Source organism: Nonomuraea sp. H19, assembly GCF_052068215.1.
In the GTDB taxonomy this organism is placed as follows: Bacteria; Actinomycetota; Actinomycetes; order Streptosporangiales; family Streptosporangiaceae; genus Nonomuraea.
The window spans coordinates 36,161-62,157 of the sequence record NZ_JBQHCV010000038.1; the positions used below are offsets into that span (position 1 = coordinate 36,161).

The window sequence follows — 25,997 nt, forward strand, 5'->3', positions numbered from 1 at the left end:
CCCCGCGACCCCCCAGACCTGAAAGGGATCTTGTGTCTGACGAAGTGCTCGTCGAGGAGTCCGGCAACGTCGCGATCATCACGATCAACCGGCCCAAGGCCCGCAACGCGGTGAACGGGGCGGTGGCGCGGGGGATCGCCGGCGCGCTGGACGACCTGGATGCCCGCCCCGACATCTCCGCTTATGTCCTGACCGGTGCCGGCGGCACGTTCTGCGCCGGGATGGACCTGAAGGGGTTCCTGTCCGGTGACTTCCCGATGGTGGAGGGGCGGGGCTTCGGCGGCCTGACCGAGGCGCCGCCGAAGAAGCCGCTGGTCGCCGCGGTGGAAGGGTACGCGCTCGCGGGCGGGTTCGAGCTGGCGCTGTCGTGCGACGTCATCGTGGCGTCGTCGGAGTCCACTTTCGGGCTGCCCGAGCCGAAGCGCGGGCTCGTGGCGGGCGCGGGCGGCATCATGCGGCTGCCGCGGCGGATCCCGTACCACGTGGCCATGGAGATCGCGCTCACCGGCGATCACTACCCGGCCGCCCGCCTGTACGAGCTGGGCCTGGTCAACCGGATCACCGAGCCCGGCGCGGCCCTGGAAGGGGCGATCGAGCTGGCCCGCAAGATCGCGGCCAACGCCCCGCTCGCGCTCGCCGCGACCAAGAAGGTGATCATCGAATCGCAGGACTGGCCGCTGGAGGAGATGTTCGAGAAGCAAGGCCCGATCATCAATCCGGTGTTCGGCTCGAAGGACGCCATGGAGGGCGCCGCCGCCTTCGCCGAGAAGCGCGCGCCCCAATGGAAGGGCGAATAGCCGTCCCCTCCCGCTCCCTCGCGGAACGGGAGGGGACTCTCTTAACGCGCGCATGACTCTTCCTGCGTACGGTAAAAGAAGATAAAGACCGACCTTCCGGGAGAGCGCATGAGCGACTATTCGGGTTCCAGGTTCGAGTCCGCCAAGCGCGGCGCCGGGGCCCTTCTCCCGGGCGCGTTGAGCTCGCTCATCATCGTGGTCGCCATGCTCGCCGTGATGTGGGTCGTCGAGGGCGTCGACTTCGTGCTCAACGGCTCGCTCGACCAGTTCGGCATTCTCGGCTGGGACGCCGACGGGCTGGTCGGCATCCTGTTCGCGCCCTTCCTGCACGGCGGCTTCGGCCATCTCATGGCCAACTCGCTGCCCCTGCTGATCCTGGGCTTCCTGGCCGGCCTGCGCGACGTCCGCAAGTTCCTGTGGGCCAGCGTGCTGATCATCCTGATCGGCGGCCTGGGCACCTGGGTGACGAGCCCGGGCGTCTACACCGTCGGGGCCAGCGGCCTGGTCTTCGGCTACTTCGGCTACATCTTGGCCAGGGGCGTGTTCGACCGCCGCCTGCTCGACATCGCCATCGCCGTCGGCGTGGGCATCGCCTACTACGGGATCCTGGCCGGGCTGCTGCCCAACCAGCAGGGCATCTCCTGGCAGGGCCACCTGTTCGGGCTCATCGGCGGCGTGGTGGCCGGCTGGGTGCTGCGCCGCAAGCGTGCGTTGCCGGCGCCCTATTGAATATCGAACCGGAGGGATCGGTCAGTTGGCGAACCTGGGATCCCTGGAGCGCGCGATCATGGATGTGCTGTGGGCCGCCGGGAAACCGATGCGCGTCAGGGAGCTCCTGGCCACGCTCAACGAGGAGCGCGAGCTGGCCTACACGACGGTCCAGACCGTCGCCGAGCGGCTGGTGAAGAAGGGCCTGCTCGTACGCACGCCGTACCGCAACGCGTTCAGATACGCCGCGGCGAAGTCAAGAGACGAACACGTCAGCGACCTCATGCTGGAGGCCCTGTCCGCCAGCACCGACCGGCTGCCGGTGCTGGCGAGGTTCGCGCAGAGCGTCGCGGACGAGGACGCGCTCGCCCTCATGGAAGAGCTGCGACGCCGCGGCGCGGGGACTAGCTGAGGCGCTCGACCACGTGGTCCACGCACGCCGTCAGCGCCTCGACGTCCGCCGGGTCGATGGCCGGGAACATCGCGATGCGCAGCTGGTTGCGGCCGAGCTTGCGGTAGGGCTCGGTGTCCACGATGCCGTTGGCGCGCAGCACCTTGGCCACGGCCGCGGCGTCCACGCTGTCGGCGAAGTCGATCGTGCCGACCACCTGCGAGCGGAACTCGGGCGCGGCGAACGGCGTGGCGTAGGAGGACTTCTCCGCCCACGTGTAGAGGCGCGCGCTGGAGTCGGCCGTGCGGGCGGTGGTCCAGGCCAGGCCGCCGTTGCCGTTCATCCAGTCGAGCTGGTCGGCCAGCAGGAACAGCGTCGCCACGGCCGGGGTGTTGTAGGTCTGGTCCTTGGCGGAGTTGTCGATCGCGACCGGCAGGCTGAAGAACTCCGGCACGTAGCGGCCGGTCGCGGCGATCTCCTCGACCCTGGCCAGGGCGCGCGGCGACATGATCGCGATCCACAGGCCGCCGTCGGAGGCGAAGCTCTTCTGCGGCGCGAAGTAGTAGACGTCGCTCTCGGTGATGTCGACCGGCAGGCCGCCGGCGCCGGAGGTCGCGTCCACGAGCACCAGCGAGTCGTCCGAGCCCACGCGCTTGATCGGCATGGCGACGCCGGTCGAGGTCTCGTTGTGGGTCAGCGCGTAGACGTCCACGCCGTCCTCGGCGACCGCCGTGGGGTGGGTGCCGACCTCGGACTTGATGACGCTCGGCTCGCCAAGCCACGGGGCCTTCTTGGTCACCGCGGCGAACTTCGAGGAGAACTCGCCGAACGACAGGTGCTGTGACCTGTCGCGGACCAGGCCGAAGGCGGCGATGTCCCAGAACGCGGTGGTGCCGCCGTTGCCCAGCACGACCTGGTAGCCCTCGGGCAGCGAGAACAGGTCGGCGAGGCCGGAGCGCACGCGGCCGACCAGGTTCTTGACCGGCTTCTGGCGATGGGAGGTGCCCATGAGGCTCGCGCCGGAGGCGGCGAGCGCGGCCAGTTGCTCGGTGCGCACCTTCGAGGGCCCGCAGCCGAATCGGCCGTCGGCGGGCTTGATGTCAGCGGGAATCACGATGTCAGCCACGTGCCCAGCGTACTGAGCCCGGAAGAATGACCTGGACCTGGGTCCGGATCCTGAGACATGATGAACCACTTCTGTTGATCGTTCGTTGACCGTACACGGGGTGGGTACCGGCTGGAGGGGCGTCCAGGTGGCCGATCTGCGCAGCGTCATCGAGGTGTTGATCCGCAGGCCCGCGTTCTGGCGCGCGGATCCGCCGCTGCCCACCGTGCTGGTGACCGGTCCGCAGGCGCTCGCCGCGGTCGAGATGCTCGCCGAGCCCTTCCACGACTGCGTGCCCTATGCCTACGTCAAGGACGGCGAGCACGAGTCGGTCGTGGAGCTGGTGAAGTCGCTGGCGGGGGAGCAGGGCCAGCTCGGAAAGCCGGTGGGCGGGTCGCTCCTGCCGCCGCCGCGCTTTCCGCTCGCCCAGTTCGTGTTGTGGGCGAGGGAGCAGCGCGGCCTGCCGCCGCAGGGCGCCGCGAGCTGGCCGCCCGAGCCCCATTCGCACACGGGCTACCAGGAGTTCAAAAAACGCCTCAAGGAATGGCGCAGGCGCGCCAGCAGCGACGACCGCGGGGTCAGGACGAGGGCCGACTTCCTGACCCGGGCCGCCACGACATGGGTGCCGGTGGGCACCCTGGCCGTCTGGTGGGCCGGTGGCGCCGCCGACCTCGTCGGCGTCATTCCCTGGCTGCTCGGCCTCGTCGTGGCGCTGGCCGGCACCGCGGCGCAGGGCGTGCTGTCGATCCGGGGATCGCTGTTCACCCGCTGGTTCAGCGGGGCGCCGGCCCTGAAGAGGAAGCGTTTCGAACGGCTGCCGCAATACGCGCTGCGCCTGGCGAACGCGCCGGCACCGGAGATCGAGGAGTTGCTGGTCCATGCGCTGATGCAGGACCTGCACGAGGCGTACAAGAAGTGGATCATTCCGTGGCCGAGCTGGGGCAGGGGGCTGCACTCCCTGCTGGTCCTCCAGATCACCGATCCCGACGGGATCAACGCCCGGTTCCTGTGGCTGACGGAGGAGATCACCAAGAAGAGCGGGCTGCTCGCCCCGATGGTCGTGCTGGCCGCCGTGCCGGAGGTCACGTCCAGGCCGCAGGACAGACCGGAGGACCTCGGCAATCTCGAGGACGCGGTCCGGCGGTGGCGGGAGACGGCTCGGCTGGGCGTTCCCGATCTGCGGTTGACCATCGAGGCCACCGCCCTGCCCCCGAGCCCGCCGCCGTACCAGCCGCCGCCACGCCGCGCGCGGGCCATGGGCTACTGGGCGGCGATGGCGCTGCTGCTGGTCGTGCCGCTCGCGTCGGTCTACTGGATCCAGCGGGACAGGGCCGAACACTGCGGTGGCCTGCCGTGGGTCGAGCGGATCGAGGATGAGTGCGTCGGCATCGTCAACGCCACCCGCGCCACGCCTGGCGACCTGTTCGACGGCGAGGTGGAGCGACTGATCAAGAAGATCGACGCGAACAACGTCTATGCCACGGACTCCGGACGGTACGTCAGCATGGTCCTGTTCGGCGAGTTCTCGATCAAGAAGACCGCAGAGGACGACACCCGGCTCGCCGCCGCCGTCTCCGAGCTCGCGGCGGTCGAGGAATACCAGCGGACGGTGTCCAGCACCCCCCGCTTACGTGTGCTGATCGCCAACGCGGGCGACAACTTCGACCATGGGCGCAGGACGGCCCAGCTCATCACCGAGATGGCCGAGCAGAACCCGCACGTGATGGGCGTGGTGGGCCTGCCGCGCAGCGTGAGGGGCATCAGCGAGGCGATCCAGGAGCTGCACCTGGCGAAGATCCCGATGGTGTCGAGCACGGCGACCGCGGACGGGCTCGGCTACATCAAGAACACCGCCAGGCCGGACGATCCCGGCGATCCATCCCCTTACTTCTTCCACGTGGGCCCGACGAACTTCCGGCAGGCGACGTTGGGCGCCCGGTTCGCCCGGCGGACCCTCCTGCCGGCCGTGGACGAGCCCTCGGCGGTCATCGTCGAGGACCGGTCGACGGGCGACGAGTACACCTACAACCTGGCCGACGACTTCGAGAAGGCGCTGACGGCGGAGGAGGTCAAGGTCGCGGGCCGGATCCCGTACACCGTCGAACAGGGCGGGATCTCCTCGGCCGCGGAGAAGGCGTGCAAGCTCCAGCCGGACGTCCTGATCTACGCGGGGCGCGCGTCCGAGTTCCGCGCCTTCCTCACCGCGATCGAGGGCCAGGCCTGCGGGCAGGTGAAGGTGATCGCCGGCGACGACGTCATCAAGGTGGTGACCGATCACGGCGAGGCGATCGCGAACATGAAGCAGGTCGAGGTCTACTACATGGCGCTGGCGAGCCGGGCGTTGTGGCGGCCTGACTTGGCCACCGCGTTCGTCAGCAAGCTGCTGAAGGGCGCCCACGCGAAGGCCTCCGACGACAACCTCATCCTCACCTACGACGCGGCCGACGTGGTCTACCGGGCGGCCGAGGCCGCCTACCGGGCCGCCAGCGCGGCAGGAGGGGAAGAGGACGAACGGCTGCCCAGCCAGGGCGACATCCTGTACCGGCTGGCCCGCACGTCAGGGGAGCACGCGTGGGCGGGGTCCAGCGGGGTCATGGACTTCAACGCCACGGAGCGGCACACTCCCACCGACAAGGCGATCGCGATCATGAAGGTGGAGCGGTCTCAGTGGGGCTACGCACAACCCAAGGTGCGCTGCGGCCGGCTGGACACCAACGAGCCTCCCTCGAAGGAGGCTCTATGCGTCGGCCTGCCCAACACCTGACCTGACGAACGGCTGCCGCGGCGGAGGCGCGGCAGCCGTTCGCCGGAATCAGATGGTGCCGGTGACCTCGGCGGCGCCGGGGACGTCGCTCAGGGGACGGGAGGCGGGGCCGATGTAGTTCGCGCTGGGGCGGACCAGCCTGCCCGTGCGCTTCTGCTCCAGGATGTGCGCGGCCCAGCCGGCCGTGCGGGCGCAGGTGAACATCGAGGTGAACATGTGGGCGGGCACCTCGGCGAAGTCCAGCACCACGGCCGCCCAGTACTCCACGTTGGTGGCCAGCACCCGGTCGGGCTTGCGCGCGTGCAGCTCCTCCAGCGCGGCCTGCTCCAGCGCCGCCGCGACCTCGTAGCGGGGGGCGTCGAGCTCCTTGGCGGTACGGCGGAGCACCCGGGCGCGAGGGTCCTCCGCGCGGTAGACGCGGTGCCCGAAGCCCATGAGCCTGTTGCCCTTGTCGAGCTCGCTCTGAACGTACTTCTTGGCGTCGCCGAGGTGCTCGACGCCCTCGATCATGTGCAGCACCCGGGCCGGGGCGCCACCGTGCAGCGGACCCGACATGGCGCCCACGGCGCCCGAGAGCGCGGCGGCCACGTCGGCGCCGGTGGAGGCGATGACGCGGGCGGTGAACGTGGAGGCGTTCATGCCGTGCTCGGCCGCGGAGGTCCAGTAAGCGTCGATGGCCTTGACGTGCTTGGGGTCGGGCTCACCGCGCCAGCGGATCATGAAACGTTCGACGATGGTCTTGGCCTCGTCGACCCGGCTCTGCGGCACCATCGGCAGGCCGAGCCCGCGCGCGGACTGCGCGACGAAGGACAGAGCCATCACGGAGGCGCGGGCGAGCTGGTCCCGGGCCTCCTGGTCGGAAATGTCGAGCAGAGGCTTGAAGCCATAGGCCGGAGCCAGCATGGCCAGCGCGCTCTGCACGTCTACGCGGATGTCACCGGAGTGGACAGGGATGGGGTACGGCTCCGCCGGGGGCAGGCCCGGCTGGAACGTGTTGTCGACCAGCAGGCCCCAGACGGCCCCGAACGGGACACGGCCGACCAGCTCTTCGATGTCGACGCCCCGGTATCGAAGGGCGCCCCCTTCTTTGTCCGGTTCCGCGATCTCGGTCTCGAAAGCTACGACGCCTTCGAGCCCGGGTTTGAAGTCGGACATGCTCGGCCGCCTCCCTTTCTGCCATGTTCCGGCAATGCAATGCCTTGATGTCGAGATACCGGCGGGTCAATTTAACCCCCTACCAGCTCATGCTCGGTCTCGGGACCCGCCGTTAGGCCAAACCCGCTGGTGGGGAGGGGGGTATGAGATCCGTCTCACGGGCGCGCAAGAATACCGTCTCGTGGATGCCATCCCGCGCCCGCCCTTGTTGGCGGGGCTTCGCCGTACGTACGAGGGCGAGCCGCTGCTCGAAACTGACGTCGCGGCCGATCCCGTCACCCAATTCACCGTCTGGTTCCAGGAGGCGCTCGACGCCGGGCTGCCGGAACCCAACGCCATGATCCTGGCCACCGCCTCCGCCGGCGGCCGCCCCAGCGCCAGGACGGTCCTGCTGAAGGGCTATGACGAACGCGGATTCGTCTTCTACACCAACTTCGAGTCCCGCAAGGGCCGCGACCTGGCCGAGAACGCCCGCGCGTCACTCCTGTTCCCCTGGCACCCGATCCGCCGCCAGGTGCGCATCGAGGGCACCGTCACCCGCGTCTCCCCGGAGGAGTCGGCCGCATATTTCAACTCCCGCCCGTACGGCTCGCGCATCGGGGCCTGGGCCTCGCGGCAGTCGGCCGTCGTGCGATCCAGGGAGGAGCTGGACGCCCGATACGCGGAGCTGGCGGCACGCTGGCCGGAGGATCCGCCGGTGCCCGACTTCTGGGGCGGCTTCCGGGTCCACCCGATCGAGGCCGAATTCTGGCAAGGACAACTCGACCGGATGCACGACAGACTCCGCTATCGGCGCACGCGCCCCGGATGGGTCTTGGAGAGACTGGCACCTTAATGTTCTTCAAGTGGCATTCGGGGAGCTGGTCAAACGTCATCTGGTGGACACCCGGCCGCTCGGCGTGCCCGCGTACCGGCGGCTCTGGCTCGGCCAGGCCGTCTCGCAGGTGGGCATCGGGGCCACCGTGGTCGCGGTCGGCCAGCAGGTCTATGAGCTGACCGGCTCCTCGCTCTGGGTCGGGCTGCTCAGCATGGCCAACCTGGTGCCGCTGGTGGTGTTCGGCCTGTGGGGCGGGGCGGTCGCCGACGCCGTCGACCGGCGCAGGCTACTCGTCGCCGGCTCGCTCGTGGCCTGGGTCGCCACGCTGTTCATCCTGGTGCAGGCGCTGTTGGGTTGGGGGAACGTCTACCTGATCTTCGCCGCGGTCGCGTTGAACGCCACCGGCTTCGCCATCACCGGGCCGACCAGGGGCGCGATCATCCCCAGGATCCTGGAGCCGGAGCTGGTGCCCGCCGCCAACGCGCTCAACTCGCTGGTCTACAGCATCGGCTCGGTGGTCGGCCCGATGGTCGGCGGGGTGATGCTGGCCTTGGGCGGGTTCGCGGCCGCGTACGGGGTGGATGCCCTGCTGTTCGCCGGCAGCCTCTACGCGGCCCTCAGACTGCCCTCACTGCCCCCGCTGGGCGAGGTGAGCCGCCCGGGGGCGCGGGCCGTGTTCGACGGCCTCAGCTTCATCGTCAGGAGCCCGGTGCTGCTGATGTCGTTCGTCGTGGACATCATCGCGATGGTGTTCGCGCTGCCGCGGGCGTTGTTCCCCGAACTGGCCGCCACGAAATTCGGCGGCTCCGAGATCGCGCTCGGCCTGCTGAACTCGGCCATGGCCGCCGGCTCCGTCGCCGGGGCGCTGTTCTCCGGCTGGGTGGGGCGGGTCTCGCGGCAGGGGGTGGCGCTGGTGGTCGTCATCGCCGTCTGGGGGCTGGCCGTGGCCGCGGCCGGGCTGGTGCAGGAGCTGTGGCTGGTGGTGGCGTTCATGGCCGTCGGGGGCGCGGCGGACGTGGTCTCGTCGGTGTGGCGGCAGTCGATCCTGCAGTTGCACGCGCCTGACGAGATGCGCGGGCGCATGCAGGGCGCGTTCCTGGTGGTCGTGGCGGGCGGGCCGCGGCTGGGCGATCTGCGGGCCGGGGCGACCGCGACGGCGTTCGGGCTGACCGGCGCGTGGGTGGGCGGCGGGCTCGCGTGCGCGGTCATGGTGCTGGTCGTGGGCCTGTCCGTGGCGCGCTTCAGGAACTACCGATCGGGTTAGGCGGCGTGGGCCGCCGCCCGCAGGTCGGCGAGGAAGCCCTCGTACTCCGCCTCCCTGTCGGGGGCGCGCAGCACCGCCGACGGGTGGATGGTGGCCACGGCGAGCCGCTCCCCGAGCGGCACCGGCACGCCTCGCTGCTTCGTCACCCGGAACGCCGGCCCCAGCAACGACCTGGCCGCCGTCGCGCCGAGCACCACGACCATCCGCGGCTCCACCACGGCCAGCTCCGCGTTCAGCCACGGCTGGCAGGCGGTGATCTCGGCGGCCGTCGGCTTCTGGTGAATGCGCCTCTTCCCCTTAGGTATGAAGGCGAAGTGCTTGACCGCGTTCGTCACGTAGACGTCGTCGCGCGGGATTCCCGCCTCCTCCAGCCCTCTGTCCAGAATGCGGCCCGCCGGACCGACGAACGGATGCCCCTGGCGGTCCTCCTGGTCTCCGGGCACCTCGCCCACCAGCATGAACGTGGCGTGACTCGGCCCTTCGCCGAACACCGTCTGCGTGGCGTTCTGGAAGCGGCCGCAGCCTTCACAGCAGGCCGCGGCGATGCGCAGCGACTCGAGGTCCAGCTTGTCGGGAAGGAACTCGGCCGCGCCTTTGTTGGGGTCCTTATCCATCGTCGGTCGTTCTCCCAATAGGGTTCCTGTGACTCATGTGCCCGAGGCGGATGAGCTCAGTCCTGAGCCGGGTGGGCCAGTGTTCGAAGGGGCCCGCACGCCACGACCGGCGTAACATTTAGGTGGGAGGACTGCCTTGACCGCACACGGCCTGATCGACACGACGGAGATGTATCTCCGCACGATTTACGAGCTCGAGGAGGAGGGCATCGTTCCCCTTCGCGCCCGCATCGCCGAGCGCCTGCAGCAGAGTGGGCCCACCGTCAGCCAGACGGTCGCCCGCATGGAGCGCGACGGCCTCGTCCGCGTCGAGGGCGACCGGCACCTGTCCATGACGGACCTCGGCCGCACGCTCGCCACGCGCGTGATGCGCAAGCACCGGCTCGCCGAGTGCCTGCTGACCCAGGTGATCGGACTTCCCTGGGAAGAGGTGCACATCGAGGCGTGCCGCTGGGAACACGTCATGTCGGAGTCCGTGGAGTCGCGCCTGGTGACGCTGCTCGACAACCCCACCGTCTGCCCGCACGGCAACCCCATCCCCGGGCTGGCCGAGCTGGGCGCGACGGAGCCCGCCGAGGCCGGCGCCAACGTGCTGACCTCGATGTGCGACCTGGCAGGACCGGGAGACGTACCCGTCGTCGTCAGGCGAATTAGCGAACAAGTGCAAAGTGATCCCGCTGTGATGCTTAAACTCAAGCAAGTTGGGATACAACCCGGACGCGAGGTCACGCTCGCGGCGAGCGACGACGGTGTGCGGGTGACAGGTGACGGTGACGCGAACGACACTCCCGCGGAGCTTCCGCGAGACGTTGCGGCGCACGTTTTTGTCTCCAAGCGCTGACGCGCGCGCGGCTGCTTGGTTGAATCCCTCTTGGGAGCCCCTCCACTCTCCCCTGGCCAAGACCGTTGCAGGAGCGCCCGTGGTTCGCTTTGCATGCATGCCACCCCGAGGAGTGGTCTCCGGATGAAGCGATGGGGGGATCTGCCCCAAGACGCGGCCGATCACCTTGCTGCCGGATCCGTGCTCGACCACGCGGAAATGGCGGTGGTCGTCACCGATCGTTTCAGCAATCTTCTCTATTGGAACCCCTTCGCCGAGAAGCTCTTCGGCCGTACGGGTCAGTCGCCTTCTCGTGAGACGTCCGTCCTGTCCCTCGGGATCATGGAGAAGGACCACCCGCTCGCCATCGAGCTGGCCAAGCACGTGCTCAAGGGCGGCGTGTGGGAGGGCACGTTCGACGTCAAGCGCGGCGACGGCACCATCGTCTACGTTCGCGCCCAGGCCGTGCCGCTGCGCCACTCCTCGGGCGCGGTGACCGGCATCGTCATCCTCGCCCGCGAGGCGCTGCGCAGCAACGAGCGCGAAAAGGACCGCTTCGGGCTGCTGGAGCGCATCGGCGAGCGGCTGGCCGGCTCGCTCTACGTCGAGGAGACGCTCAAGCGCGTCGCCGAGATGCTCGTCCCGCAGTTCGCCGACCACTGCTTCATCGAGCTGATGGAGGGCGACCGGCTCGTCCGCCGGGTCTCACAACATGTGCAGGGGTGGACGCCGCCGTCGGGAACATGGAAGCCGGTGGGCGCGGAGATCCGCTACCCCTCCGGCCACTACGCGGACACGGCACTGCGCCGCCAGGAGACCATCCTCGTCGAGGACTTCGCCACCAGCAGCTACCCCGCCTCCAACGAAAACAGCGCGCGGCTGTGCGGCGAGATCGGCATGACCTCGGCCATCGTCGCCCCCCTGCTGGTGCGCGGCGAGACGCTCGGCCTGATGTACCTCAGCCTGTCCAACCTCACCGACCGCCGCAGCCCCCACTACGACGCCTTCGACCGCGACTTCGTGGGCGCCATCGCCACCAGGGTCGCGCTCGCGATCGACAACGCGCTGCTGTTCGAGGAGGAGCGGCACACCGCCGAGTCGTTCCAGAAGCACCTGCTGCCCAGGGCGTTGCCGCAGCTCGACGGCCTGACGATCGCGGTGCGCTACTACCCGGCGGCCCCGCTGGTCTCCCACGGGCAGGGCATCCAGACCCAGGTCGGCGGCGACTGGTACGACGTGATCCCGCTGTCCGCCGGCCGCGTCGGCATCGTGATCGGCGACGTCGAGGGCAGGGGCGCCAAGGCGGCGGCCATCATGGGCCAGCTCAGGGCCGCGCTGCGGGCCTTCGCGCAGGACGACAAGTCACCCGCCGACATCCTGGCCAGGCTGGATGAGTGGACCCGCATCATCGCCACGCCCGAGCAGGACGACAACGGCGCCGACGTCAGCATCCCGCCCATCGTGACCTGCCAATACCTGGTCTACGACGCCTGGTCCCGGCAGCTGTCCTTCGCCAACGCGGGGCACGCGCCGCCGCTGCTGCTGGTCGACGGCCAGTGCGTGGAGCTCGACATCGAAGAGGTCGGCCAGCCGCTCGGCGTACGCGCCAAGGGCCTTCATGCCGACCTGGTCTACAAGGAGGAGACCCGCACCCTCCCGCCGGGCGCGGCGCTGCTCCTCTACACCGACGGCCTGGTCGACCGCCGCCCCAGCCGCGACGGCCGGATGCCGACCGACGAGGAGACGCTCGGCGTGCTCTGCGACAAGCTCGCCAAGATGTCGTCGGCCGACGTCGAGCGCATCGCCGACGTCGCCACGGTCGCGGTGCCCGGCGAGATCGACGACGACATGGCGATCCTGGTGGTCCGCTCCAGCGACGTGGACCTCGACGTCGAGGAACGCACGTTCCCCGCCCAGCCGATCATGGTGAGTGAGGCGCGGCGCATGGCGGGTGAGGCGTTCGCGAGCTGGAACGTGCCCGAAGAGCGGGCCGAGCTGGCCTGCCTGCTGGTCTCCGAGGTCGTGACCAACGTGGTGCTGCACGCCGCCACCGCCAGCGTGCCGCGCAGGGAGCTGGTCGTGGAGGGGCCGCCGCTGCCGTTCGAGGAGTCCTGGGACATGCCGGGCTTCGAGGACGAGGTGGTCGGCGACAAGGAGTTCACGCTGCGGCTGCGCAGGGGTGAGGAGGCGGTCTGGGTCGAGGTGTTCGACCAGGACCTGCGCCTGCCGCGGATCCGCAGCGCGGGGGAGAACGACGAGGGTGGGCGCGGCCTCTACCTCGTCGACCAGCTCGCCAGGCGCTGGGGCTCACGGCCCACCAGGGAAGGCAAAGCCGTCTGGTTCGAGATTCCCACGCGCGGCAGGCAGTGATTCACTGACGGGATGGAGCTGGCCTTCGAACGACGGGGCGCCGGCGCGCCCCTGGTCCTCATTCACGGCATCGGTCACCACTGGCAGGCCTGGTTGCCGGTGATCGACCGGCTGGCCGCCTCCCGTACGGTGATCGCGGTCGACCTGCCTGGCTCCGGGAGGTCGCGGGGCCTGCCGGACCGCACCCCGTACACCGCGGAAGCGCTGGCGGACGCGGTGGAGTCGTTCTGCGCGCTGCTGGGCGTCCGCGAGCCGCACGTGGTGGGCAACTCGCTGGGCGGCTACATCGCGCTGGAGCTGGCCTCGCGCGGCGCCGTGCGTACGGCCACCGCGCTGTCGCCGGCCGGTTTCTGGTCGCGGTCCGAGCTGCTCTACTGCCAGGCGGTGCTGCGCGCGCTGCGGGCCACGGCTCGGGCGATGCCGCCCGAACAGGCCGTCAGGACCGCGGAGAGCCCGTTCCTGCGGGCCGTGTCCGCCGGGATCCTGGTCGCGCACCCGTCCAGGCTGGAGCCGACCGCGCTCATCGCGGCCACGCAGGCGCTGGCCGCGTCGAGCGGCTTCGACGAGACGCTGGAGTCGTTCGCGGGCCTGATGCCGCCCGCGCCGCCCAAGTCGCCCATCACGATCGCCTGGGGTGAGCACGACCGGCTCCTGCCGCGCCGCCAAGCGGTCCGCGCGGCCCGCTGGTCCGGGCAGCGGGTCAAGCTGCTGAAGGGCTGCGGGCACGTGCCGATGAGCGATGATCCGGAGCTCGTGGCACGCGTCATCCTGGAATCCAGCGCTATGTCGTGAGATTGGCGGACATCCGGCGGAGCACGTCCACGGTCGCCTGATACTCCTGCGGGCTCACGCCCACGCTCACCCGCCACCGGAACGCGGCCACCCGCTCGGCGATCTCCGCGTGCGCGGCCCTGCCCGCCTCAGTGATCCGGCCGTCCATCAGCCACCCCCGGGCGGTGAGCCGCTCCACGGCCTCGTCTATCCCGGTGAACGGCGCCAGTTCGTCCGGCCGGGCGTCATGCGCGGTGGTGTTGAGGACCTGCCACTCTCGCCGGGACATCTGCAGCGCGTCGTCCATGGCACTTTCCAGCAGCATGTCCAGATTCTTCAGCCAGTACCCAATGTGCTTCTCCATGCATGTACACTAGCAACTATATGTATGAAGACAATCAAATTGCCGCGATTGAGCGGGCGATGGTCGCCATCAGGCGCAGGCAGAGGCGGCGCGTGCTCGCGCGAGCACAGGGCGCCGGGCCGGAATATGACGTGCTCGACGTGATCGACGGGGCGCGCGAGCCCGTCACCGTGACAGCGGTCGCCGAGGCGCTGAGCGTGGACCAGCCGCGGGCGAGCCGGCTGGTGGCCGCGGCCGTGGCAGCCGGGCTGGTCGGGCGGGAGGCCGATCAGGCCGACGGGCGCAGGTCGCACCTGGTGCTGACGGACAAGGGGGCCGCCGCGCTGGAGCAGGCCCACCGTGCCAGGCGGGCGGCGTTCGCGACGGCGATGGAGGGCTGGTCGGAGGCCGAGCGCGCGGAGTTCGCCCGGCTGCTCACCCGCTTCGTCGAGGCGATGCTCTAGAGCTTCGTCTGGCCCCAGACGAGCAGCATGGCGATGATGAACACGATCATCACGCCGGCATAGCCCACCGGCCCCAGGCGGAACGCCCGGCGCACGCGATTGAGCCCCCAGGCGCACAGCAACGCCAGGAAGACCAGGAGGATCAGGCCGCCGTCCATGCTGCCCAGTATGCGGCGTGAACGGGCTCCGCGCGCGGCATGGATCAAAACCCGAATGACCGGCCGATGATCTCCTTCATGATCTCTGTGGTGCCGCCGTAGATCGTCTGGACCCGGCTGTCCAGCCACGCCTTGGCGACCGGGTATTCGGTCATGTAGCCGTACCCGCCGTGGAGCTGGAGGCAGCGGTCGACGACCTTGGTCTGCAGCTCCGTGGTCCACCACTTGGCCTTGGCCGCGTCCACCGCGGTCAGTTGCTTGGCGTTGAGCGCCAGGATGCACTTGTCGACGTAGTGGCGGGCGATCTCCGTCTCGGTGGCCAGCTCGGCCAGGACGAACCGGGTGTTCTGGAACGAGCCGATGTTCCGCCCGAACGCCTGGCGGGTCCTGCAGTATTCGACGGTCTGCTCCAGCACGGTCTCTGCCGCGGCCACCGCCGCCACCGCGATCGACAGGCGCTCCTGCGGCAGGTTGTTCATGAGCTGGAAGAAACCCTCGCCGTCGCGGGGGCCGAGACGGTTGGCGACGGGCACCCGTACGTTCTCGAAGAACAGCTCGGCGGTGTCCTGCGCCTTCATGCCGATCTTCTCCAGGTTGCGCCCGCGGCCGAACCCGTCCATGCCGCGCTCCACGACCAGCAGCGTCGTCCCTCTGGCGCCCGCCTCCGGGTCGGTCTTGACCACCACGACCACCAGGTCGGCGTTGATCCCGTTGGTGATGAACGTCTTCTGCCCGTTGACGACGTAGTGGTCGCCCTCGCGGACGGCCGTGGTCCTGATCCCCTGCAGGTCACTCCCGGCCCCTGGCTCGCTCATCGCGATCGCCGTGATCAGCTCACCGCCGGCGAACCCGGGCAGCCACCGCTGCTTCTGCTCGTCGCTGGTCAGATCCACGAGGTACGGGGCCGCGACGTCGTTGTGCAGCGAGAAACCGAGCCCGGTCGCACCATGCCTGATGATCTCTTCGACGATCACCGCGTTGTACCGGAAGTCCGTGACGCCCGCGCCGCCGTACTCCTCCGGCACCGAAAACCCGAACACGCCGAGTTCCCCGGCCTTCTTCCAGACCTCGCGCGGGACGACGCCGTCCTTCTCCCACTGCGCGTGGTGCGGGTCGACCTCGCGGGCCATGAACTCACGCACGGTCTCCTGGAAGAGCAGGTGCTCCTCATCGAAGAGGTCTCGCTGCATCGATCGCCTCCTAGCAGGTGTCGTGCACGCCAGAATACGATTCTGTTACTCAGAGGTATACCCGCTTTTCCAGTACTGCCGCGCCTGTGGACACGGGTTCATCACAAGTGCCGGGAGAAGGCTGATTTTGCATGTGTTACGGGTGTTTTCGACTCTAAGATCTACCCTCGGTCTGTTTGTGGTTGATCGGAGTCTCCCGTGAGTCGGTGGCACAAGGCGTTGATCGCCGCATCGGTCGGGTCTGTGGCAGCGTTAGGCCTGGTGGTGTTGCCGAGCGTACCCGCATCGGCCGCGCCGGCCGATCTTGTCATCGACTACGCGTGCACGCCGACCGGGCAGAGCAGCATCGTCAGGCACAGCCCGGTACGGATGACCACCAACCTCACCTTCGCCACTGACCTGGTGGTCGGCGACCCGCTCAACTTCACCTGGAAGATGAACTACACCGGTGACGGCAGCCGGCTGCAGTCCCCCGGCTACTTCGACGACGGCGGCCAGGTGCACGCCACCGGGAACGTCGAGCTGCGCAGCGACTGGGTGGGCATTCTCCAGCCCAGGGGCAGCTCTGACCCGGAGGGCCCGCTCCGTCCCGACGACCCCCTCGGCCTGCCGCCGATGATGAACGACCCTGGCCTGATCAACAGGGCGGGCACCATCAAGATCACGCCGAAGGACATCGAGCTCGACTTCACCCCGCCGGACGGGAGCGTGGTCGTCAACGACGGCGACGACACCGACAACCCGAGCGACATGCAGATCGTCTACGGCGGCACCTGGACCCAGCGCGACGACCTGCCGGGCTCCGAGCACCACGTGCACAACGACCTGCACGAGACCAACCAATTGGGTGCCTCCGCCTCGCTGACCTTCGTCGGCACCGGAGTGACGTACATCGGGCCCCACGACAAGGACTCGGGCCCCGTCGACGTCTACATCGACGGGGTCAAGCGGGCCACGGTGGACCCCTCGCGTGATGCCAACGACGATCCCGTCAACGACGACCTCGACGGTGGCTACCCGCTGTATACGTCGCCCGACCTGACGTACGGCAAGCACACGATCAAGGTCCAGAACGCCTCGCCGAATTCGGCCAAGTTCATGTGGGTGGACGCGTTCGAGGTGTCGACCACCACGGCCCAGACCCCGACCGGCTACCACAGCGCGAAGTGCAGCCCGGTCAACCCGCCGGCGTCGGTCGTGGTGACCGTACGGGAGAAGATGGGTCCCACGGGGTCGAACTCGCCTTCGCCCAGCCCTACCGTCACCCCGACGAACACTCCGACGGATGACCCGACGGACCCGAATCCGCCCCCGAACGACACCACACCCCCGCATGCCGGCACCACCACCATCGGCATGGGTCACGTGGTCGTCGTTCCGTCGGCGTCCAGTTCGAGCTCGGCCAAGCCCAAGACCACCGGGCCGACCGCGACCAAGTACTACAAGCCGCAGGTGGCCAAGACACCCCAAGGCGGTGTGGACACCGGTGAGGCGCCGGAGAGTGCCGACCCGCCGTACGGGCTCTTGGCCAGCGGGATGGCAATGGCGATGGGTAGTGCCGGCAGCGGGTTGCTGCTTCGGCGGCGCAGGGCCGCGCACGCAGGAGGAGTGAAGTGATGGCCGAGACCCCGACGCAGAAGACGCCCATGCAGAAGACCCCTATGCAGAAGGCCACGCCGGGACTGCTGATCGCCGGCTCGCTGGGCGGCATCGGCGCCATCATGGTGGGGCTGCTGTCGCTGGCACCCCCGGTGGATGACGGCTCAGGCTCCCTCGCCGCGGCCCAGGACCGGCCGACCACGGTCCAAGTCGAGAACGCGGGTGCTTTCGTCCTCCCGGCCACGGTGGGACCGGGCGGAAAGAACGCGCCTTTGACGCCTGCCCGCCTGGAGGCGCCGCCGCCACTGCCGGCCCTCCCCGTCGTGGCGCCGATCCCGCCGGCCAAGACCAAGGCCGCGAAGGTCAAGGCCAAGCCGACCCGGATCAAGATCCCCAAGATCAAGGTCAACTCCCCGACCGGGGCGGTCACCGTCGACATCAAGGGCAAGCTGGGCACCCCGCCGCTGAGCAGGCCGAACCGGACCGGCTGGTACCGCTTCTCGCCCATCCCGGGCGAGGCCGGCCCAGCGATCATCAACGGCCATGTGAGCACCCGCAAAGGCCCCGCTGTCTTCGACCGGCTGCGCGAACTGGCCAAGGGCGACCACATCTACGTGTATCGGTCGGACGGCAAGGTCACCCGGTTCACGGTGAGTGGCATCGAGCAGGTGAGCAAGTCGACATTTCCGACGTCCCGGGTCTACGGGAACACGAACGACTCCCAGTTGAGGCTCATCACGTGTGGTGGGGTCTACAACAAGGCAGCGCACAGCTACACGGACAACATCGTCGTGTACGCGACGCTGTCCAAGAAGAAGGGCTGAGGAGAGAGTCTTGGCCGATTTGACGGTTTACGGGAAGTTGACAGGGACAGTTCGTAGGATCTCAACCAAACCGTGACCAAGGGCTGGGATTCTGGCACGACTGTTGGCACTGCTTTGAAACGGAGATGGACCCGTGCTCATGTCTCAGGCGTGGCGCCGCCTCGCCCATAAGACATCCACCTTGGGATTGGTGGGTACGCTCACCGTCTTCGTTAGCTCGATCTTCATCGTCTCGACCCCAACGTCGGCATCGGCTGCGGTGACGAAGCAGTTCAGCTTCACATGTCAAGGGACGTTGCTCAGCTCGACGGCGCAACCGATCAATGTCGGGCTCAGTGCGCCGGACACGGCGGCGGCAGGCGCGACCTTCGATCTTACGGTGAGCATCCCCGCACTTACTCTTGCGACCGCACCGACCGCAGCGACGACCTTGCAGGTCAACGCCGCGCTGACGCCGACGCCCGGCTCGGTTCAGGATGCCGGGGCAAAGCAGGGCGCCAGTGTCACGACCAGCACTGCTGTGCCCGCCAAGGAAGTGATCTACAAGGTTTCCGTGCCTACCGGAACAACAGGCAATGTCATGGTGAAGCCCGGCACGCTGATGCTGAGCCTCGCTTCGACCCCGAACACCTCGGCGACCTGTACGACCACGTCCACCGAGAGCCTGTCGGTTCCGATCGGTACGGGAGGCGGCAACGGCTCTGGCACGGACCTGGTCCAGTACGAATGCGTTGGGCCCGCTACCACTGACACCCAGGATGTCGAGATCAAGGTCGAGATGACCATGCCGACCTCCGCCAAGGTGGGGGAGCAGTTCGCGATCAAGTGGAAGGGCACCTACACCACGGGCAAGGAGCTGAAAGCTCCTACCACAGGCCAGACGATCAGTGCGAAGGTCTTCGCCTATGCGGCCTTGACCGGCATCACCGGCCTGACCTCCGCCACGGGTGAGGGCACCACCGGCACGATCACGGCCGGCCAGATCATCACACTCCCGACCACGACGATCGACCTCAAGTCGACCACCAGCACCGCGGGCACCGCGACGGTGAAGCCTGCGAAGGTGAATTTCGGCTCGAACACGGCTACTGGCACGCAGCCGATGATTGAGTGCACGGTCCAGAACGAGACTGCGCTGAAGACCTACACTTTTACGGTGAGCAGCGGCACCGCCAGTCCAAGCCCCAGCGCGAGCCCCAGCCCCAGCTCGACCAGCACCAGCCCCAAGCCCACGAACACCAAAACCGCGACGGTCACCGTAACCCCGCCCACGCCCACCAAGAAGAAGTCCCAGACCCCCAAGGCCGGGGCAGACACGGGTGGTGGCGGTGAGATGGGCCCGGATGGGCGGATGTTCATTCTTACCGGCACGGCCCTGATCGCGGCGGCTGCCGCAGGTGGGCTTCTCATGCGGCGGCGTAACGCCACCCGGGGCTGACTGACATGTCGGGGTACTACCCGTACGGCGGCGGCAATGGGGGGCCGCCACCCGTTGAGGACAAGGGGAGCACGGCGCTCAGGACCGTGCTGATCGTGGCCGCCATCGCCGGGGTCGTGACGGTGGTGGCCGGGCTGCTGATCGTGCTGAGGTCGCCCGACGAGTACGGCCTCGCGTCCGGCAGCAGGGACGCCCTGTCCCTGCAGACGCAGCCGGACGGCAAGGCCACCGGGCAGCCCGAGCAGGCGCTGTTCCAGGCGGCCCCCGACGTGCCGCCGCCATTGCCGCAGATCAACCCGGCCCCGCCGATGCTGCCGGCCACTCCCGTCCAGATCGTGATCAGAAGGCTGGGGATCAAGGCGCCGATCAAGTCCGTCGGGCTGGCCAAGGACGGGACGATCGAGGTGCCTCCGGCGAACAATGCCAACCTGGTCGGCTGGTACCGGAACATGTCGACCCCCGGCGAGGCCGGTCCGGCCGTGCTGCTCGGGCACAAGGACACCAGGACGAGCCCCGCGGTGTTCAGCCGGTTGTTCGAGATCAAGAACGGCGACACCATCGAGGTCAAGCGCCAGGACAAGACCACTGCGGTGTTCACGGTGGGCGGCGTGGAGCAGGCGAGCAAGAAGACGTTCCCGACGGAGCGCGTGTACGGGGCGCAGGACAACGCCCAGCTTCACCTGATCACCTGCGGCGGGATCTACGATCGCCGTACTGGGCACTACACCGACAACATCATCGTCTATGCGACGATGACGAGCTCCTATCGAAGCTGAGCGCGGAGGCGGGCATGGGCTGGTTGGCGAAGCGGAGACTGCGTACTGGCCCCACGGCGGCACTGCCGGCCAAACCTGATCCGGCCGAGCTGCTGCGAATCGTGCAGCTCGCGGATCCGGGGGCCAAGAGGGACGGCGACGACATCGTGGCCACCGACGTCAGGATCTGCGCGCCCGTGGAGGCGGACGCCGAGCTGACGGGCGGCGAGCTGGAGCAGGTCTGGGCGGTACGGGTGACCGCCGAGGGCCCGCTGCCGCTGGACTTCTTCGACCGTTATCTCGCCGAAGGCATCGCGTTCCGGCTCAAGGGGCTCGCGGTGTGCCGGGGCGAGGTGAGCGATCCGGCCGACGAGGAGGGCTCGGGCCCGGCGGTGATCATTCCGGTACGGCCCGCCGCCGAGGAGCTGGCGCCGCTGCTGGAGCCGCAGGAGGACGACGAGTTCACCTTCACCGCCGGCGACATCCGGGCCGCGCTGGTCCCGCAGAAGGGCCAGCCCCCGGCCGTACAGGAGCTGCTGCCCTTCGCCACCGAGCTGACCGCTGTAGAGCTGCGCGGGGACGAGCAGGTCAAGCTCGGCACGCTGGCCCTGGAGCTGTCCGACAAGCTGAACGGCCTGGTCGTGGACCGGTGGCGGTTCCGGGTCGACGCGGCGGAGGACCTCCTGCCGCCGGAGTAGGCGCAAACCGCTGCCTGCGGTGGACCGTTGAACGGGGCCCACCGCGAGCAGCCGTAGAACGTCGTTCTGTTGTAGTCTGCCCTTAGTAACCGAATAATGCTCGGTTTCCAGGAGGCACTGTGGCAGAGGCGTACATCGTCGGGGCGGTCCGCACCCCGGTCGGCAAGAAGAAGGGCGGCCTTTCCACCGTCCACCCCACTGACCTGGCCGCGCACACGCTGAAGGCGCTGGTCGACCGCACCGGCGTCGACCCCGCGGCGGTCGAGGACGTCATCATGGGGTGCGTCATGCAGTTCGGCCCCCAGAGCATGGACATCGCGCGCAACGCCTGGCTGTCGGCGGGCCTGCCGGAGACCACCGCGGGCGTGACGATCGACCGTCAGTGTGGCTCCTCGCAGCAGTCGATTCACTTCGCCGCCCAGGGCGTCATGTCCGGCACCCAGGACCTGGTCGTGGCCGCCGGCGTCGAGTCGATGAGCATCGTGCCCATGGGCTCCTCGATCACGGCCGCCCTGGAGAAGGGCATGCCGTTCCCGTTCGGCGACAAATGGGTCGAGCGGTACGGCAAGCAGGAGATCTCGCAGTTCCGCGGCGCGGAGCTGATGTGTGAGAAGTGGGGCTACACGCGCGAGATGCTGGAGCAGTACGCGCTGGAGTCCCACCAGCGGGCCGCGAAGGCGATCGCGAACGGCTACTTCAAGGACCAGATCGCGCCCGTCAACGGCGTCGAGGACGACGAGGGGCCGCGCGCGGACACGACGCTGGAGAAGATGGCCGGGCTCAAGACCCTGAAGGAGGGCGGCCAGATCACCGCCGCCACCTCCTCGCAGATCTCCGACGGCTCCGGCGCGGTGCTGATCGCCTCCGAGCAGGCCGTCAGGGACCATGGGCTGACGCCGCGCGCCCGCATTCACCAGCTCGCGCTCATGGGCGACGACCCCGTCTACATGCTGACCGCGCCGATCCCCGCCACGCAGCGGGCGCTCAAGAAGGCCGGCATGTCGATGGACGACATCGACGTCGTGGAGATCAACGAGGCGTTCGCGCCGGTGCCGCTGGCCTGGATGCACGAGCTCGGCGCCGACCCCGCCAAGGTCAACCCCAACGGCGGCGCCATCGCGCTCGGCCACCCGCTCGGCGGCACGGGTGCGATCCTGATGACCAAGCTCCTGCACGAGCTGGAGCGTACGGGCGGCCGCTACGGCCTGCAGACGATGTGCGAGGGCGGCGGCCAGGCCAACGTCACGATCATCGAAAGACTGTGAAAGGCGCGAGCGCCGCCTCCGGGCGTAACAGGGGAGGCGGCGCTCGCTAACTACCCATCCTGGTAGTTGTCTTAGCGGCCCTTGGGGGGGATGCGCCGGGGCGGCGCGATCGGGCGCTGCGGCATCTTCGGCATCTGCCGGGGCACGGGCATCTCACGCCCAGGGAGACCCGGGGCGTTCTTCTTTTTGCCTGATCGAACTCGCATGCGAAAGCTCCTTTACGCAGGTTCACGACGCGGCCCGAGGCCGGTCGGCTAGCTCAGCTGCCGCGTCTGGGATGGACGGGGACGGCGGGAGTGATCGCCGCCGGACGGTTTCGCTGAGTGGCTGGAACAGCCGTTACTGGTAAAGGCGCATGTCCATGACAGTACGGGGCCGCCGGAATCCGGCGCAACCCAATTAATTCCACCGCCAAGAGCGGGCGCCGCGTGACGGTGAGGTGCTTACGTCCCTCGTTCTCCGGCTCTCGGTCCGCCGAACGCACTGCCAGCTGATCTTGTTCACCTGCTGATCTCTCAAGTGGGCCTGGACGAGGCCGAGATCGCGGCGATGACCAAAGGGGATGCCGCTGCCAGGCTGCAGAAGTATTGGACCGAAGGCGTCTGATGCGGTGGCCACCGGCGCTGCGTGTCCCGAAGTAGCCACGACGCGGCCTTCTATAGCTGGGCGGCCTCGATCACGACGTCGAGGGCCTCGCGCGACTCGCGCAGGTCTGCCATCGCCCGCTCGATCCGCTCCCGTTCCCTGCGCAGCCGCCCCACCACGTCCGGGCAGGTAGGGGCCAGGCGTTCGCCGTTGGTTTCCAGGCAGGGGAGCACGGTGGCGATCGTCGAGGTGCGCAGCCCGGCCGCGAGCAGGCAGCGGATGCGCCGGACGGTTTCGACGTGGGCCTCGGTGTAGTCGCGGTAACCGCTGGGGCGGCGCTCGGGCTTGAGCAGGCCCTGCTCCTCGTAGTAGCGCAGGAGCCGCTCGCTCACGCCAGTGCGCCGCACCAGCTCGCCGATCCGCATGTGACCTCCCTCACGGCGCCCCGAGCTCCGTTGACTCTCACATACATGTGAGACTTTAGCGTACTCGCATGAAGAAGAGTCTTGTGGTGCCGATCGCGCTGATGGTGAGCGTGTTCGTGGTCGGCACGTCCGAGTATCTGATCGCGGGATTGCTTCCCCAGGTCGCCGCGGACCTGGACGTCTCGGTGTCCACGGCGGGGCAGACGGTGACGGCGTACGCGCTGGGCGTGGTGATCGGCGGCCCGCTGGTGACGATCGCGACCGTGCGGCTGCCGCGCAAGGGGCTGGCGTTGGGGCTGCTCCTGCTGTTCGCCGCCGGTAACACGATCTGCGCGGTGGCCGGTTCGTACGAGCTGCTGATCGCCGGGCGGGTCGTCGCGTCGCTGAGCCACGCGGCTTTTCTGACACTGGCGTTGATGCTGACCACCCGTGTGGTCGCGCCGGAGCGGGTCGGCACCGCCATCGCGGTCGTGGGGTCGGGGTTCTCGGCGGCGACCCTGCTGGGCGTGCCCGTGGGTGTGTTGCTCGGGGAGGGCATGGGGTGGCGGGCGCCGTTCGGCGTGCTGGCCGTCCTGGCGCTCGTGGTCACCGGGCTGCTGGCGGTCGTGCTGCCCCGGCAGGATGCCGCGGCCACCAGCGTCCGGGACGAGCTGGCTACAGTCGTCCAGCGGCGGGTGCTGGTCGTGATCGCGACCACGGCGGTGGGACTGGCGGCCACCTCGACGGTGTTCACCTACCTTGCGCCGGCGCTCACCGAGATCACCGGGTTCACTCCGGTGGTGGTCTCCACGCTGCTGCTGGTCTATGGGCTGGGAAGCCTGGCCGGCGGCCTGGTGGCGGGGCGCCTGGCCGACCGCTCGCTGGCCGCCACCGTACGCGGGACGTTCGCCGGGCTGGCTGTGGTGCTGGCGCTCTTCCCGCTCGCGCTGCGGTGGCAGGTGTCGGCCGTGTTCGCCGTGCTCGCGTTCGGGCTGCTGACCTCCGCCACCACGCCCGTGCTGCAGAGCCTGATGCTGCGGCGCGCGGGGGACGCGCCGACGCTGGCGGTGTCCGCGAACGTGTGCGCGTTCAACATCGGTATAGCGGGCGGCTCGGCGCTTGGCGGTGGCCTGGTCGCCGTGGACGGGCTGGGCTGGCTCGGGCTCGTGGCGGCCGTACTGAGCCTGGGCGCCCTCGCCGTCAGCTACGCGGCCATTACGCGCCGGCAGCCGGCCGCCGCCGAGCCCGCTCCGGTGCACGCGCGCTAGAAAGCGCGCGAATCCGGGTCACCGCTGCCAGAGCCCCCGCGAGGGCCGTCACGAGCAGCGTGATCGACATCGGTGCGGGGAAGTAGGTGAGCTGTGCCCAGGTGACCGTCCGCCCGTTCATGAGGAACGACAACAGATCCGGATACGCCGCCAGCGCCGCCGCGGGCAGCAGTAGGGGCGCCAGCCGCAGCCAGATCAGCCACCGGGGCTTGCCCGCCCGCCTGGTGGCCCAGCGCCGAGCCCGTAGCACGCCCAGGATCCCCATGCCCGCCGCGGCCATCGCGATCAGGGCCAGGACCAGTTCGAACTGCTGCCGGCCGCCTCCGACCTCCTCGGGCGTGCGCCCCTCGCTCAGCGCCGTCAGGCCGAGCATGATGTCGTACGTGTCGTCGTGCAGCGCAGCGCTGTTGGTCATGACGGCGAAGCCGTATCCGGTCTTGGGGGAGATGGCCTCGACGGCGGTGTACGTGAACAGGTTCCCCGAATGGGCGAGCTGTCCGGTCTCGTCGTCCTTGCTCCAGCCCATGCCGTAGTCCCGGATCGCGGTGGGCGCTTGCATGGTCTCCAGGCTGCGTCGCTTGACCAGCGGGGCACCGTCACCCGTCTGGGCGATCAGCCATTTGCCCATGTCGGCGGCAGTCGTGATGACCCCGCCCGAGCCGCTCCCGTCGAGGAAGGCGGGCAGCTCGGGGCGCGGGAGCCAGAGGCCGAAGATCGAGTTGTAGCCGTCGGCCGGCCGCACGACCTGGTCGCTGACGGCGCTGGACTTCATGCCCAGCGGGCCGAACACCCGATCGCGCAGGTAGTCGCCGAACGGCCGGCCGCCGGCGACCTCGACCAGGCGGGCGGCCAGGTTGTAGTTGACGTTGCAGTACGCCCAGCGGGTGCCGGGATCGGCGGCGAGCCGGGAATCGGCGAGGCGTGCGGTGTAGTCGGCGAGCGAGGTGGCGCTGTCCAGCGTGCCGATGTCGACCGTGGTGTCCGACAGGCCGGAGGTCTGGTTCAGCAGCTGGCGCACGGTGATCCGGGCCGCCCGGGGGTCCGCCATCCGGAACTCCGGGAGCTGGGCGGCCACCGGCTCGTCCAGCTTGATCTTGCCGCGCTCCACGAGCGTCATGATGGCCATCGCGGTGAACGACTTGCTCACCGAGGCCACCCGCATCGGGGTGTTCTCGGTGACCGCGCGGCCCTCGGAGTCCTCGCCGTAGCCGGCGGCGTGCACCACCTTGCCGCCGTGCGTCACCACCACGGACACGCCGGGCAGGCCGGTGTCTTCCAGCGCGCCGCGCATGTACGTGTCGATGGCCGCGGGGGTGATGGAGGGGGCCGGGGGAGCCAGGGTCATGGTGGCGAACAGGCCGATCAGGAGCGTTTTCACGCGATCAACCTAGAGAGGGAGGACCTTCCGCCGGATCGGCCGACCGTCCAGA

Annotated in this window: 25 protein-coding genes; 17 read left to right on the forward strand and 8 right to left on the reverse strand. The window is 69.1% G+C overall.

Going from position 1 to position 25,997, the window contains the following annotated elements; genetic code table 11:
* The first annotated feature begins 32 nt into the window (after positions 1-32).
* The 3 genes from ACTMTI_RS49835 to ACTMTI_RS49845 all read left to right on the forward strand — a co-directional run bounded on the left by ACTMTI_RS49835 (position 33) and on the right by ACTMTI_RS49845 (position 1,917).
* Positions 33-797, forward strand: a complete 765-nt coding sequence (locus ACTMTI_RS49835) for a crotonase/enoyl-CoA hydratase family protein (protein WP_441127923.1) — start codon at positions 33-35, stop codon at positions 795-797.
* A 108-nt stretch (positions 798-905) separates the two neighbouring features.
* Positions 906-1,526, forward strand: a complete 621-nt coding sequence (locus tag ACTMTI_RS49840) for a rhomboid family intramembrane serine protease (protein ID WP_441127924.1) — start codon at positions 906-908, stop codon at positions 1,524-1,526.
* Between the two features lie 25 nt (positions 1,527-1,551).
* The gene (locus ACTMTI_RS49845; RefSeq protein ID WP_441127925.1) at positions 1,552-1,917 is read left to right on the forward strand and encodes a BlaI/MecI/CopY family transcriptional regulator; all 366 of its coding nucleotides are present in this window, start codon (positions 1,552-1,554) and stop codon (positions 1,915-1,917) included.
* On the opposite strand, the gene serC is transcribed toward ACTMTI_RS49845, so the two are convergent.
* A complete protein-coding gene (gene serC / locus ACTMTI_RS49850; protein ID WP_441127926.1) occupies positions 1,910-3,022 on the reverse strand; it encodes a phosphoserine transaminase in 1,113 nt (370 codons plus the stop codon). The two genes, ACTMTI_RS49845 and serC, sit on opposite strands and share 8 nt — an antisense overlap.
* 100 nt (positions 3,023-3,122) lie before the next feature.
* On the opposite strand from serC, the gene ACTMTI_RS49855 reads away from it, so the two are divergent.
* On the forward strand, positions 3,123-5,765 hold the full coding sequence (locus ACTMTI_RS49855) for an ABC transporter substrate-binding protein (RefSeq protein ID WP_441127927.1): 2,643 nt from the start codon (positions 3,123-3,125) through the stop codon (positions 5,763-5,765).
* A 48-nt stretch (positions 5,766-5,813) separates the two neighbouring features.
* Here the strand turns inward: ACTMTI_RS49855 and ACTMTI_RS49860 are convergent, their stop codons facing one another.
* Entirely contained in the window at positions 5,814-6,920 is a 1,107-nt protein-coding gene (locus tag ACTMTI_RS49860; RefSeq protein WP_441127928.1) for a citrate synthase 2, read from the reverse strand.
* A 181-nt stretch (positions 6,921-7,101) separates the two neighbouring features.
* Here ACTMTI_RS49860 and pdxH point away from each other — a divergent pair, with 181 nt between their 5' ends.
* Positions 7,102-7,755, forward strand: a complete 654-nt coding sequence (pdxH, locus tag ACTMTI_RS49865) for a pyridoxamine 5'-phosphate oxidase (RefSeq protein WP_441127929.1) — start codon at positions 7,102-7,104, stop codon at positions 7,753-7,755.
* Positions 7,756-7,765: 10 nt separating this feature from the next.
* Positions 7,766-9,001 (forward strand): MFS transporter, encoded by a 1,236-nt coding sequence (locus ACTMTI_RS49870; protein ID WP_441127930.1) that lies wholly within the window; start codon positions 7,766-7,768, stop codon positions 8,999-9,001.
* Here ACTMTI_RS49870 and ACTMTI_RS49875 read toward each other — a convergent pair.
* On the reverse strand, positions 8,998-9,615 hold the full coding sequence (locus ACTMTI_RS49875; protein WP_441127931.1) for a UdgX family uracil-DNA binding protein: 618 nt from the start codon (positions 9,613-9,615) through the stop codon (positions 8,998-9,000). The genes ACTMTI_RS49870 and ACTMTI_RS49875 overlap by 4 nt on opposite strands.
* A gap of 136 nt (positions 9,616-9,751) precedes the next feature.
* Here ACTMTI_RS49875 and ACTMTI_RS49880 point away from each other — a divergent pair, with 136 nt between their 5' ends.
* From ACTMTI_RS49880 to ACTMTI_RS49890, 3 genes are all read left to right on the forward strand, one after another.
* Complete coding sequence (locus tag ACTMTI_RS49880; RefSeq protein WP_441127932.1) at positions 9,752-10,456, forward strand: metal-dependent transcriptional regulator; 705 nt, start codon at positions 9,752-9,754, stop codon at positions 10,454-10,456.
* A 123-nt stretch (positions 10,457-10,579) separates the two neighbouring features.
* A complete protein-coding gene (locus tag ACTMTI_RS49885; RefSeq protein WP_441127933.1) occupies positions 10,580-12,805 on the forward strand; it encodes a SpoIIE family protein phosphatase in 2,226 nt (741 codons plus the stop codon).
* A 12-nt stretch (positions 12,806-12,817) separates the two neighbouring features.
* Positions 12,818-13,597 carry an alpha/beta fold hydrolase gene (locus ACTMTI_RS49890; RefSeq protein WP_441127934.1) on the forward strand — a complete coding sequence of 260 codons (780 nt, stop codon included), beginning with the start codon at positions 12,818-12,820 and terminating at the stop codon, positions 13,595-13,597.
* On the opposite strand, the gene ACTMTI_RS49895 is transcribed toward ACTMTI_RS49890, so the two are convergent.
* Positions 13,587-13,940, reverse strand: coding sequence for a helix-turn-helix domain-containing protein (locus ACTMTI_RS49895; RefSeq protein ID WP_441127935.1), 354 nt, complete (start codon positions 13,938-13,940; stop codon positions 13,587-13,589). The two genes, ACTMTI_RS49890 and ACTMTI_RS49895, sit on opposite strands and share 11 nt — an antisense overlap.
* Before the next feature lie 59 nt (positions 13,941-13,999).
* Between ACTMTI_RS49895 and ACTMTI_RS49900 the strand changes: the two genes are divergently transcribed.
* On the forward strand, positions 14,000-14,383 hold the full coding sequence (locus ACTMTI_RS49900) for a MarR family winged helix-turn-helix transcriptional regulator (RefSeq protein ID WP_441127936.1): 384 nt from the start codon (positions 14,000-14,002) through the stop codon (positions 14,381-14,383).
* Here ACTMTI_RS49900 and ACTMTI_RS49905 read toward each other — a convergent pair.
* Both ACTMTI_RS49905 and ACTMTI_RS49910 read right to left on the reverse strand, forming a co-directional pair.
* Positions 14,380-14,541 carry a hypothetical protein gene (locus ACTMTI_RS49905; RefSeq protein ID WP_441127937.1) on the reverse strand — a complete coding sequence of 54 codons (162 nt, stop codon included), beginning with the start codon at positions 14,539-14,541 and terminating at the stop codon, positions 14,380-14,382. The genes ACTMTI_RS49900 and ACTMTI_RS49905 overlap by 4 nt on opposite strands.
* 44 nt (positions 14,542-14,585) lie before the next feature.
* Positions 14,586-15,731 carry an acyl-CoA dehydrogenase family protein gene (locus tag ACTMTI_RS49910; protein ID WP_441127938.1) on the reverse strand — a complete coding sequence of 382 codons (1,146 nt, stop codon included), beginning with the start codon at positions 15,729-15,731 and terminating at the stop codon, positions 14,586-14,588.
* A gap of 243 nt (positions 15,732-15,974) precedes the next feature.
* On the opposite strand from ACTMTI_RS49910, the gene ACTMTI_RS49915 reads away from it, so the two are divergent.
* From ACTMTI_RS49915 to ACTMTI_RS49940, 6 genes are all read left to right on the forward strand, one after another.
* Positions 15,975-17,348, forward strand: coding sequence for a hypothetical protein (locus ACTMTI_RS49915; RefSeq protein ID WP_441127939.1), 1,374 nt, complete (start codon positions 15,975-15,977; stop codon positions 17,346-17,348).
* The gene (locus ACTMTI_RS49920; RefSeq protein ID WP_441127940.1) at positions 17,348-18,154 is read left to right on the forward strand and encodes a class F sortase; all 807 of its coding nucleotides are present in this window, start codon (positions 17,348-17,350) and stop codon (positions 18,152-18,154) included. Before ACTMTI_RS49915 ends, ACTMTI_RS49920 begins: the two co-directional genes overlap by 1 nt.
* Positions 18,155-18,344: 190 nt before the next feature.
* A complete protein-coding gene (locus tag ACTMTI_RS49925; protein ID WP_441127941.1) occupies positions 18,345-19,592 on the forward strand; it encodes a hypothetical protein in 1,248 nt (415 codons plus the stop codon).
* Positions 19,593-19,597: 5 nt separating this feature from the next.
* Entirely contained in the window at positions 19,598-20,368 is a 771-nt protein-coding gene (locus tag ACTMTI_RS49930) for a class F sortase (RefSeq protein WP_441127942.1), read from the forward strand.
* A gap of 14 nt (positions 20,369-20,382) precedes the next feature.
* Positions 20,383-21,045: a hypothetical protein gene (locus tag ACTMTI_RS49935; RefSeq protein WP_441127943.1), complete on the forward strand. Its 663-nt coding sequence runs from the start codon at positions 20,383-20,385 to the stop codon at positions 21,043-21,045.
* A 119-nt stretch (positions 21,046-21,164) separates the two neighbouring features.
* Complete coding sequence (locus ACTMTI_RS49940; RefSeq protein ID WP_441127944.1) at positions 21,165-22,310, forward strand: acetyl-CoA C-acetyltransferase; 1,146 nt, start codon at positions 21,165-21,167, stop codon at positions 22,308-22,310.
* A 656-nt stretch (positions 22,311-22,966) separates the two neighbouring features.
* Here the strand turns inward: ACTMTI_RS49940 and ACTMTI_RS49945 are convergent.
* Positions 22,967-23,320, reverse strand: coding sequence for a MerR family transcriptional regulator (locus tag ACTMTI_RS49945; RefSeq protein WP_441127945.1), 354 nt, complete (start codon positions 23,318-23,320; stop codon positions 22,967-22,969).
* Between the two features lie 68 nt (positions 23,321-23,388).
* Here ACTMTI_RS49945 and ACTMTI_RS49950 point away from each other — a divergent pair, with 68 nt between their 5' ends.
* Entirely contained in the window at positions 23,389-24,567 is a 1,179-nt protein-coding gene (locus tag ACTMTI_RS49950; protein WP_441127946.1) for an MFS transporter, read from the forward strand.
* Here ACTMTI_RS49950 and ACTMTI_RS49955 read toward each other — a convergent pair.
* Entirely contained in the window at positions 24,515-25,945 is a 1,431-nt protein-coding gene (locus tag ACTMTI_RS49955) for a serine hydrolase domain-containing protein (protein ID WP_441127947.1), read from the reverse strand. The genes ACTMTI_RS49950 and ACTMTI_RS49955 overlap by 53 nt on opposite strands.
* Positions 25,946-25,997: the final 52 nt, after the last annotated feature.